This is a genomic window from Olsenella uli, assembly GCF_901212655.1.
GTDB lineage: Bacteria > Actinomycetota > Coriobacteriia > Coriobacteriales > Atopobiaceae > Parolsenella > Parolsenella uli_A.
The window spans coordinates 25,747-35,402 of the sequence record NZ_CAAKON010000052.1 but is presented as its reverse complement, the minus strand read 5'-3'; the positions used below and the strand labels follow the sequence as shown (position 1 = coordinate 35,402).

The 9,656-nt window shown below is 67.0% G+C and carries 8 protein-coding genes, 2 tRNA genes and 1 pseudogene; 8 read left to right on the top strand and 3 right to left on the bottom strand.

From position 1 onward, the window contains the following. Nucleotides 1–175 precede the first annotated feature (175 nt). The 8 genes and pseudogenes from EFAMC2_RS09595 (at nt 176) to EFAMC2_RS09565 (ending at nt 6,896) form a co-directional block, all read left to right on the top strand. Nucleotides 176–1,261, top strand: a complete 1,086-nt coding sequence (locus EFAMC2_RS09595; protein WP_154028963.1) for a Gfo/Idh/MocA family protein — start codon at nt 176–178, stop codon at nt 1,259–1,261. Between the two features lie 317 nt (nt 1,262–1,578). Continuing rightward, a pseudogene (locus EFAMC2_RS10415) lies at nt 1,579–2,571 on the top strand (SGNH/GDSL hydrolase family protein); the annotation flags it as partial. Beyond that, nucleotides 2,572–3,603 (top strand): nucleoside triphosphate pyrophosphohydrolase, encoded by a 1,032-nt coding sequence (gene mazG, locus EFAMC2_RS10410; protein ID WP_154028965.1) that lies wholly within the window; start codon nt 2,572–2,574, stop codon nt 3,601–3,603. Nucleotides 3,604–3,827: 224 nt separating this feature from the next. Further along, a complete protein-coding gene (locus EFAMC2_RS09585) occupies nt 3,828–4,895 on the top strand; it encodes a hypothetical protein (RefSeq protein WP_154028962.1) in 1,068 nt (355 codons plus the stop codon). Between the two features lie 97 nt (nt 4,896–4,992). Continuing rightward, nucleotides 4,993–5,982: a phosphatase gene (locus EFAMC2_RS09580; RefSeq protein ID WP_154028961.1), complete on the top strand. Its 990-nt coding sequence runs from the start codon at nt 4,993–4,995 to the stop codon at nt 5,980–5,982. Between the two features lie 256 nt (nt 5,983–6,238). Next, complete coding sequence (locus EFAMC2_RS09575) at nt 6,239–6,541, top strand: PTS sugar transporter subunit IIB (protein ID WP_187325274.1); 303 nt, start codon at nt 6,239–6,241, stop codon at nt 6,539–6,541. A 62-nt stretch (nt 6,542–6,603) separates the two neighbouring features. Then, nucleotides 6,604–6,678, top strand: a tRNA-Glu gene (locus EFAMC2_RS09570). A 134-nt stretch (nt 6,679–6,812) separates the two neighbouring features. Continuing rightward, a tRNA-Leu gene (locus EFAMC2_RS09565) sits at nt 6,813–6,896 on the top strand. A 174-nt stretch (nt 6,897–7,070) separates the two neighbouring features. On the opposite strand, the gene EFAMC2_RS09560 is transcribed toward EFAMC2_RS09565, so the two are convergent. Genes EFAMC2_RS09560 through EFAMC2_RS10405 form a run of 3 tightly spaced genes read right to left on the bottom strand, consistent with a single transcriptional unit; the run spans nt 7,071 to nt 9,407 of the window. After that, on the bottom strand, nt 7,071–8,186 hold the full coding sequence (locus EFAMC2_RS09560; RefSeq protein WP_154028960.1) for a hypothetical protein: 1,116 nt from the start codon (nt 8,184–8,186) through the stop codon (nt 7,071–7,073). Beyond that, nucleotides 8,183–9,259, bottom strand: a complete 1,077-nt coding sequence (locus tag EFAMC2_RS09555) for a tetratricopeptide repeat protein (protein ID WP_154028959.1) — start codon at nt 9,257–9,259, stop codon at nt 8,183–8,185. Before EFAMC2_RS09555 ends, EFAMC2_RS09560 begins: the two co-directional genes overlap by 4 nt. 16 nt (nt 9,260–9,275) lie before the next feature. After that, on the bottom strand, nt 9,276–9,407 hold the full coding sequence (locus tag EFAMC2_RS10405) for a hypothetical protein (RefSeq protein ID WP_261980247.1): 132 nt from the start codon (nt 9,405–9,407) through the stop codon (nt 9,276–9,278). Nucleotides 9,408–9,656: the final 249 nt, after the last annotated feature.

Here is a 9,656-nt window from a genome sequence, read left to right as displayed (position 1 = left end):
TCAGGAAAATGAGCCGAAGTAGACGGCAAGTTTCGGTCGGGCTGACTCGCGGGGATGGTGGAGAGTGGGAACGGACGACGGGTCCGCTCCTCGGCGCGCGCCGTCCCACGCCAGCGCGCGGCATCGCGCGGGCACCGTACAATGATGCCGCTTGAACATCACATGAGGAGGCATCATGACCGACCAGCAGACCAACCCCAACGGCCCCACGGATTCCGCGTCCTACGCTGCCGCCGCATTCGCCGACGCCGCCAGCAAGCCCTTCCCCGCAGACATCTACACGGATCCGCAGCTGCGCTGGGCCGTCATCGGCGCCGCGGCCATGGCGCAGCAGATGGCCACGTCGCTTGCCCTGGGCGGCCGCACCTTCCACGGCGTCTGGAACCGTACGCACAGCAAGGCCGTCGACTTTGCCCGGCGCAACAACGTGGAGCGCGTGTACGATACGGTCGATGAGCTCCTTGCCGACCCCGAGGTCGACGCTGTCTACATCACCACTCCGCACAACAAGCACATCGAGTTCATGCGTCAGGTTCTCGCCGCCGGCAAGCATGCGCTGTGCGAGAAGCCCATCACGCTCAACTCGACCGAGCTCGCCGAGGCCCGCTCCCTTGCCGATGCCCATGGCGTGCAGCTCATTGACGCCACCACGATCCTGCACATGCCGCTCTACCGTGAGATCATCCGCCGTGCCATGGCCGACGAGTTTGGCAAGATGAACCTCGCCCAGATCAACTTTGGCAGCTACAAGGAGTACGACCCGAGCAACCACTTCTACAACCTGGACCGCGCCGGCGGCGCCATGCTCGAGATTGGCGTCTACGCCGTCACGATGGCGCGCCTGTTCATGGTGAGCCAGCCCGAGGACATCGTGTCCATCGCCAATGCCTGCCCCACGGGCGCCGACGTCACGAGCGGCATCGTGATGCGCAATCCCGAGATGCAGATGGCCACGCTCTCCATCACCCTGCACTCCAAGCAGCCTAAGCGCACCGTGCTCTCCTTCGACAAGTGCTTCATCGAGGTCATGGAGTACCCGCGCGCCGACAAGGCCACCATCACGTGGACCGAGGATGGCCGCCGCGAGGAGGTCTCGGCAGGTGACATGGCCTACGCGCTCTGCTACGAGGTGGCAGACCTGGAAAAGGCCGTTGCCGGCGACCAGACCGAGCGCGCGATGATCGAGTACACCACGCAGGTCATGGAGATCATGACGAAGCTCCGCCACGACTGGGGCGTCGTCTATCCTGAGGAGCGCTAAGGGGCGGAGAGGGGCTGGCCGCGAGGGTGACGGCAGCCCCGGCGCTTTTTCAGCGGAGGTCCAGCCTCGGAGGCCCTGTTGCGGGGGCCCAGCTCCCGAGGCCCGATTCCTTGCGCTCCGCGCCTCCCACCCCATGGGTGCCGTCCAACACCGTCGCGCTGGCCGCCCCTCGCGCCCCGGCCTTCCTCGCGCATGCGCTCCCGCCTGCCCCGCCGTGCGAGTACCCCCTGCTCCTTTCGTAAGCCCTGCGTCAGGGAGGGTCGCTTGTGAGTCTCTCGCGCTACACTCGATGCAACGACAGTCGAGAGGATTCGCGCATGACCGCAGCTAACATCGCCTCCTTCCTGCGAGGCGCCCACCACCTCGTTTCACGCCCGGACGGGCTCGTTCGCCCCGCAAGAATGTCCGACAAGCAGGTTCAGGCGGCGGCCGAGGGTGGCCGGGAGCAGGCGGCCCGCAACTCCGCGGGCGTCACCATCAATCTCGTGACCACGGGTGACGAGGTCTCGTTCGACCTGGCGGTGCTCCAGGGCATCGACGAGACGAAGCATTCCGTCCAGGAGACCATCGAGCTTGCCGGCCCGGATGCGCCAGATGCCAATAACGGCCTAGTAGATGGCATCGACCTGTTTGTTGACGGCGCCTATGTGCGCACCGCCCCCGTAGCGAGCGGCCTCGTGAGCCTCTCCTTCGAGAACCCCTCTCATGCGCCGGCGGAGGTGTGCGTTTACCTGCCGTGCCTCTCGAGCGTGGCGGTGGGCAACCTCTCCACCAACGGCACTATCGAGCCGGCGCTCGAGCGCGGCTACCTGCTGGCGCTGGGAGACTCGATCACGCAGGGCTACGTGGTGGGCAAGCCGGGCATGTCGTGGCCGGCGCGCGTGGCCCGTGCCTGTGGGCTCGACCTCGTGAACCAGGCCATTGCCGGCCACCACTTCGACCGCGCGACGCTCCGCGGCATGCGCCCCCTGCGCGAGAACCCGCCCGCGCTCATCGTGGTCGCCTATGGCACCAACGACTGGGCTCATGCCGAGTCCAAGCGCGAGATCACGGCGAACATGGCCAAGTACCTCGAGCGCGTTGCCAACCATTTCCCCGATACGCCCGTGTACGTGGTCTCGCCCGTCTGGCGCGCGGACGAGGCGGAGCCGCGTCGTTGCGGCCGCTCGCTTGCCTGGGTGCGCAGCCATCTCTGCGACGAGTGCGCGCGCTATGGTCTGCGCTACGTGGACGGCGCGCCGCTCGTTCCGTCTGAGACGGGCCTCTTCGCAGACGGCAGGCTGCATCCCAACGCCGAGGGCGCCCGCCTCATGGCCGAGGGCGTGCTGGCGGAGCTCGGCGCGGATGGCATCCTGGCCGAGCTGGGCGGCCGACACGACTCGCCGGTGGCTCGCGCAGATGCCCAGACCCGCCTGCGCCCCGAGGCGCCTGCGCGTCAGACGGCGTTTGACGAGGTGGCGCGCACCATCTGGCGCCTTCGCCAGCCGGACGGCTGCCCATGGGACCGCGAGCAGACGCATCCGAGCATCGCCAAGAACATGATCGAGGAGGCCTATGAGGCCGTAGAGGCTATCGAGGCCGGCGACGTGGCCCACCTGCGCGAGGAGCTTGGCGACGTGCTCATGCAGGTGTTGCTCCACGCCCAGATCGCGGCCGATGCGGGCGAGTTCACCATCGCCGACGTGTGCCATGATCTGGACGAGAAGCTCGTCCGGCGCCACCCGCACGTGTTTGGCGCCGGCGTGAGCGCCAAGAGCGCGAGCGAGGTCCTCGACATCTGGAGCAGCGTGAAGCTCGAGGAGCATCGCGAGGCGGGGGAGGGTGCCGCCGACGGCGCGGCGGGTGCCGCTGGAGTCCATCCCGGCTCGGGCGCGAGCGCCGCGGGCAGTGACATCTCGGCCGCTGGCACGAGTGCCGCGGCTGCCCCCGCCGCTCAGCTCGCCCCAAAGCCCGGCCTGCTCGACGCGGTGCCGCGCTCGATGCCGGCCCTCATGCAGGCCCAGAAGATCTCGCGCAAAGCCGCTGCGTGCGGCTTCGACTGGGACTCCACGGCCGACGTCTGGCGCAAGATGGGCGAGGAGCGCGCCGAGTTTGAGGCGGAGGCACCTGGCAGCGAAGGTGCTCTCGAGGAGTTTGGAGATGTTCTGTTCTCGGCCGTGAACGTGGCCAGGCGCGAGGGCCTGGACGCCGAGACGGCGCTGCGCGCCAGCTGTGACAAGTTCCGGCAGCGCTGGGCCGCAATGGAGGCTGCGGCCGCTGGCCGCGGAGCGGCGCTCGAGGACCTCTCGCACGACGAACTCGAGGCGCTTTGGGCCCAGGCAAAGGAATCCGAGCGCGCCTAAATCTGTCATAATCGAGCCAATGGCCGCGGCAGCATCACCGTCGCGGCATTCAACTGCACAGCAGGCACAAACACACCAGAAACGAAGCAGGCGCCATGAGTGCTCCCTCCGACATTCTCACCATGGGGCGAATGTCCCCTTCCGCATCTCCCTCCCGTGGGGAGTCGATTCGTCGTAGCTCCTATGCATATAGGTCTACCAGCGATTATATGAGTCGAGGCGGAATGGGCGGAACCGCTGGCCTTGCGGTGTCTGGTGGCTCTGCGGCCGTGGCGTCCTACGGCGCTGCCCCTGTCGAGCGCGTCTCGGGCCGCGGCTCTGCAGCCCCCTCGCGTTACGGGCGTCGTCCCGTGCAGCTGGTGGGTGGCTCGCGCGGCTCCTACGGGCGCACGGCATTCGACGTCGAGTCCGGACATGTCTCTGACCGTTCGTCGCGTCCCCGACGCGTTGCCTCTGCGTATGCCGGCTCCGGTCGAAGCGCCTCCGAACGCGCTGCGTTTGGGCGCGAGGATTCTGGTCGCTCCTCGTATGCGCGCATGGGCTCCGAACGCGTCTCTTCCGGCCGCACCTCGTTTGGGCGTCCGGATTCTGAGCGCGATGGCCTTGGCTCCGGCTCCTCGAGCCGCGGGGCCTCTGCGCGTGTGACGGCATCCGGCTTTTCGGGCGGTGCGACCGCGGCCGTAATCGGCTCGGTCCGCGACGGCGCCGCCGCGGCCACGATTGGTGCCGTGCGCGGGGCCGCCTCGGGTTGGATTGGCTCCACGCGCAATTCCGGCGAGCGCGATGGTGCGCGTGAGCGCGGCTTCGCAGACCGCGCCGCCTCCCGCGACCGCGGTGTCTCCCACGAGCGCGCGGCCGCCAAGGCCTCGCCCGTCGCTGTTGCCGCGGAGTGGGTGGGCGTCCATCGCATCCTCTCCGCCGCTATCGTTGTGACGCTCGTGCTTGTGCTTATGCTCTACCCGCCGGCGCGGGCGTACTACGGCGCCGTTCGAACCAACGGGGTGCTCTCCTCACAGCTCAGTGACATCAACGCCAGCAACTCCACGATGCAGAGCCAGGTGGACTCGCTCATGACGCGCGAGGGCATCGAGGACGAGGCGCGCCGCCGCGGCTATGTGTCTGAGGGTGATACGCCCGTGGACATGTCTGGCGTGGACGACACAGGCTGCCCGAGCGCCGACACGACGGTGACCCAGCCGAGCTCGTCTGCCTCGAACCCGGATAATCCCTGGTACATCGGTGTGCTCGACGCGTTGTTCCGGTACGACCCCTCCTCGCAGGGTCTCTCGTAGCTTCGCTGCCCGCCTATCCGGCGGGCAGTTTTTGTATATGCGTGAGCTGACCCGGGATGACCGGCAGACCGGTCGGCTCGCATGGAAAGGAGCCCGCATGGGCCGCGTTGCGGTAATCGACATTGGAACGGTGACCTGCCGCCTTGGTGTGGCGGACGTATCCGACGGGCGCGTGGTTCGGTGCGCCAAGATGTCCACCATCTGCAGCCTGGGCGAGGGCGTGGCCGAGACGGGCCGCCTGTCCGAGGCGGCGTGCGAGCGCGTGCTCGCGTGCGTTGACCAGGCGATTGCCCAAGCGCGTGCCGCCGGAGTGCCGGTTGGCTGCTGCACGCTCACGAGCGCCGCGCGCGATGCCTCCAACTCCGAGGTGCTGCTGGAGGGCCTGCGCCGTCGCGGTGTGGCGCCCGAGGTCATTCCGGGCGAGGTGGAGGGTGCGATTACCTTTCTCGGCGTGGCCCAGGACTTCCGCAGCCGGCGCATCATGGTGGCCGACAACGGCGGCGGCTCCACGGAGGTTGCCGTAGGCGCCCTGGGGGAGGACGGCGTCGTGTGCCTGGATGCCGTGCGCTCGCTCGACGTGGGCTGCCGCCGCGTGACCGACCTCTACCTCTCGAGCGATCAGCCGCTTGAGGCCGACGCTCTCGAGCGGGGGCGCTCGTTCTGCCGTGATGCTTTTGCCGCGGGCGTGCCGGAGGCGGCGCGGGGCGAGGGCAAGCCGGAGCGCCTCGTGTGCGTGGGCGGCACGGTCACGACGCTCGTGGCCATCTCGGCGGGGCTCGAGCCGTATGACCCGTCCTTCGTCCACCTGCACGAGCTGACGTTGGCCGAGGTAGACGGGATTGCCGAGCGCATGGCGGCGATGCCGCTCGCCGAGCGCCGCAAGCTCAAGGGCCTGCAGCCTAAGCGCGCCAACGTGATTGTGGCGGGCGCCATCTGCGTGGGCGAGCTCATGCGTGCGTGCAGGGTCGACCGCCTTACCGTGAGTGAGAGCGACCTGCTCTTTGGCCTCTCGCTCGTAGCCGATGCCGCTGCGAGTGGGGCTGCCTCGCCCATCGGCTGGCACCCCGAGCTCTTCCCGCTTTGCTAACTCCGGCTGGCGCGGCAGACCAACGCGTTCGGCCAGGCACAGATGCGTCGCGCAGCCTCGCGTAGCGCGTCTGCGCGACGAGTTTGGCCAAAATATGAACTGTATCTGGAAATAATGGAGAAGAACGGCTAAATTACCCATCTGTCTAACGTGATTCGACCTTGCGCCGTGCAGACACCCAAACGAACGCGAAGCCCGCAGCGCACGCAAGCCACGAGGTCGATGGTGTCGTTGTGTAAAGGAGAACGACGCTGCGATGAAGCATATCCTCATGGCTTGCGGGACGGGCGTCTGCACGTCCTCGGCGGTGCGCGATCGCGTCCGCCGCTTCCTTGACTCGATGGGCTATGCCGGCAAGTATGACGTGACCCAGTGCCGCATGGCCGATGTGCCTGCGCTTTCTCCCACGCACGACTTCCTCGTGGCGGTGACCCTTCTTCCCGGCACGCTCGACATTCCGTTCGTGAACGGCGTTCCCTTCCTGACCGGTGCGGATGCGACCGAGTCAGAGAGCGCGCTGCTGCAGCTCATGGGGGAGCGCGAGCTCAAGTCGGCCTAGGCGGTGCGGCCTCGCATACGCGAGGGCGAGATTCGACGCACCTCTGCTATACTCACTCCCGCGTCCCCATCGTCTAGCGGTTAGGACATCGCCCTTTCAAGGCGAGAACACGGGTTCGAGTCCCGTTGGGGGCACCATCGCATTGCCGCAGGTAGATTGCTTGCAGAGAGTTGATAGTGCGTGTTATCGCCTTGCTATCAGGTTCAAAATTGTTCTTTTGGGGAACTATTGGGGAACTCTCTGCGGAGTTGGTTGTGTGGCCGCGTCATCTGGGGGCGTGGCGGAATGGCAGACGCAGAGGTCTTAAAAACCTCAGCCGGAAGGCATGTGGGTTCGAGTCCCACCGCCCCTACCAAATACTTGTGAGCCAGAAGTTCCAAATGCCCGGGGACGGGTGTCGCTCGCGTGGACTCGAACCCGCGAGGGCGCGAGCGTCAAGCAAACGCGAAGCGTTTGTAGCGAGCGGGCGAGCCGCCCGGAGGGCGGCGAAGCCGTCAGGCCGCGCAGCGGCCGGAGAGTCCCACCGCCCCTACCAGTCCAAATCATGCTCCTCGGCATAGCGTTGGGCCTCGGCGGCAAAACCCTCCTGCGCGGTGCACCAGGCAATGAAGTCTGGCGTATCCACCACCACGGGGTCCGCCTCGTGCACGGCAAGGCATGCCTCCTCGAACGTTCCTTGGCCAAATGCGGGGCGGTCGGGCAGGTACGCCTCCACAAACGTGGGCCTCAGCAGCGCATAGGCTCCGCCCTGGCACAGGCTTGCGTATCCGCGCAGCGCGCGCCGCGCGGCAGACATGCGGTCAAGCTTGAACATGAGCAGCGTGCGCGCGATGTGAGACCACGCGTTTCCCCGGCGCCCAAAGCGTGCGTCCAGATCGTTGAAGCCCTGCTCGTCCTCAAGGCGCGCACAGGCGAGTGCCCAGGTAAAGCGCGCGCCCAACGGGTCAGACGGCGTCAGCGCAACGAGCCTACGGCAGCACTCGCGTGCGGCGCCGAACCGCGTCGTGTTGAGGTACTCCTGCGCGATGACGGCGTGCAGGCGCAGAATCGGATGCTCAAACACGTCCGTCCAGTCGTCGGTGTTGGGCATAAGGGCCGTCTCGTCATCCGCCGCGCGCTCCGCCGGCTCGGTTATCGCGGAAGAGGCGTAGGCCTCGTTCGTCGCAAGAGGCTCGGCGGTGGCCCCCTCGTTCGCGATGCCCTGCCCGTCGTCGCAGGGGATGAGGTCGCCCATATCCAGCGCCACATCGGCTGAGCCGCCGCAGGTGGCGTCGAGACTCAGCAGCTCCTCGAGGATGTCGCCCGCGTCATTGCCCTGAAGGGCCAGGATTGTCGAGGCGTCGAGGCAGTGGCGGTCAACCTCAAGCACTATGCCGCAGGTATCCCGGAGCCTACCGAGCCTGCGCGTCCGAGACTTCTCGTACGCGTCGTCGTCCAGAAAGTCCTCGCCCTCGCGTGCCTTCGCGTTTGCGTCGAGCGCGTCGGCGAGCATGAGAAAGGCACGTTCCTGCTCGTCTTCCACAAACTTATCCGGGTTGTTCTCAACGGCAAGCCTGAGCTCGGCATACCCCTCGTCGGAGAGCTTTCCCAGCCGCGCCTTGCGCTTCAGGGCGATGCGTTCGATCGCTTCCGCACGTGCCCTCATGAGCGGTTTCCCCTCGTGTCGGTGCCTGGCTCTGCAGGGCCGGGGCGGGCGGCGCGCGCGGACTGTCCCGGCGCGCTGGCCACGTCGAGTGCGTTTGCCTTCTGGACCTCGGGCCTGCTCGCAAGCCACGAGCCGAGGGCACCGCGCTCGTGCGAGTCGCAGCCCTCCTGCAGGATTACGGTTGCCTCGGACACGGCGAGGATCAGCTCGTCCTCACTGCCCGGCTCCACCACGATGCGCGAGAACACGCCGTCGGGCAGCCAGTCCTGACGCGCGAGCGTCATCCCGGAGTGGGGGTGTCCCGCGATGAGGGCCGTCACCTCCCGCTCCGCCTGGCCAAAGTGGCGGTTCTTGAACGCGAGGGCGAGGCGCGCGAGCCCATACCACGGGTTGTGGCGGCCGCGACCGTCCGGGTGACGGCGCATGAGCGCCTCGAGGCCCGCGGGGTCCTCGAGCTTGGCATAGGCGAGGGCTAGGGTGAGGCGAACGTCCGCCTGGTCTGTGGGATCGAGTTTCAGCAGCTCGAGCGCCGTATTGACGCAGATGCGGTAATGACCGCACTCGAGCGCCTGGCCGGCAAGTACGGCAAGCCAGCGCAGGTAGGGATGCATGGAGAGGTCCTCGGCAAGGGCGTGTGCGTCGCCTTCGGGCAGGTCAACGGCGTCGCGGGCCTTCTCGGAGGCGCGGCGTGCGTCCTCGGCGCCGTCGGCCAGGAAGCGGTAGAAGTCCTCGAAGGAGGGATTGTCCGCCGCGGCGAGCATGCGCTTGGCGTCGCAGCTGGTGGGGTCAAGCTCCAGAGCCTCCTCGAGCAGCTTGCGCGCGTCGGCGATGATGCCGGGCGCGGCCGCGTCTGCGGCAAAGGGCAGCTGGTAGTCGATGAGGTCCGTCGCACGGGAGACGAGGTGGAAGGCGCGGTCCTCGTCCGTTTGGGGGAGCGAGTCACGATTCTGCGCAAACCGGCGCCCAAAGTCCGCCATCGAGCGAACGGCGCCAAACGGATCGCTCCCGTCGAGCGAGGCCGCGTGATGCAGCCCCAGCCTCTGAAAGTCCTCGATATGTGCGTCAAACGCCATGCGCCCCTCCATTCGGTCATCGCATCACATAGTAAGTCACGCGCGCGAAGGAAACGATCGGCTCCTGCACCGCGCGCCCGCTCGCCGCGAGGATAAAGCCGTTTACCGTCAAATCGCGCCATTCCCCGGAGAGGTACTTGTCATACATGTCAATTTCCTAGTTGACAAATCCTCCGCAAATGCCATTATCATAGTCATCCACTGGAGATGGCACGTGGGGATGCGTGCCCAGGTGAATCAGGAGCACTACGTTATGAACAATCAGCTATCCATTGAGGTCGTCATTATCTAGACGGGTGGCTGAGTTTGGCCGCCCGTTTTCACGGGCGGCCCCAAAACGAGGGGTCGCGGGGCCATACGCCCAGCGGCCCCTCGTTTTTTCATGCGATACGGTGTC

Bases quoted from the DNA above. Each gene is read 5' to 3' on its own strand.
- EFAMC2_RS09595 (WP_154028963.1), top strand. From the start codon at position 176: ATGACCGACCAGCAGACCAACCCCAACGGCCCCACGGATTCCGCGTCC.
- mazG (WP_154028965.1), top strand. From the start codon at position 2,572: ATGGCCGAGGGCGTGCTGGCGGAGCTCGGCGCGGATGGCATCCTGGCC.
- EFAMC2_RS09585 (WP_154028962.1), top strand. From the start codon at position 3,828: ATGGGCGGAACCGCTGGCCTTGCGGTGTCTGGTGGCTCTGCGGCCGTG.
- EFAMC2_RS09580 (WP_154028961.1), top strand. From the start codon at position 4,993: ATGGGCCGCGTTGCGGTAATCGACATTGGAACGGTGACCTGCCGCCTT.
- EFAMC2_RS09575 (WP_187325274.1), top strand. From the start codon at position 6,239: ATGAAGCATATCCTCATGGCTTGCGGGACGGGCGTCTGCACGTCCTCG.
- EFAMC2_RS09560 (WP_154028960.1), bottom strand. From the start codon at position 8,186: ATGAGGGCACGTGCGGAAGCGATCGAACGCATCGCCCTGAAGCGCAAG.
- EFAMC2_RS09555 (WP_154028959.1), bottom strand. From the start codon at position 9,259: ATGGCGTTTGACGCACATATCGAGGACTTTCAGAGGCTGGGGCTGCAT.
- EFAMC2_RS10405 (WP_261980247.1), bottom strand. From the start codon at position 9,407: ATGTATGACAAGTACCTCTCCGGGGAATGGCGCGATTTGACGGTAAAC.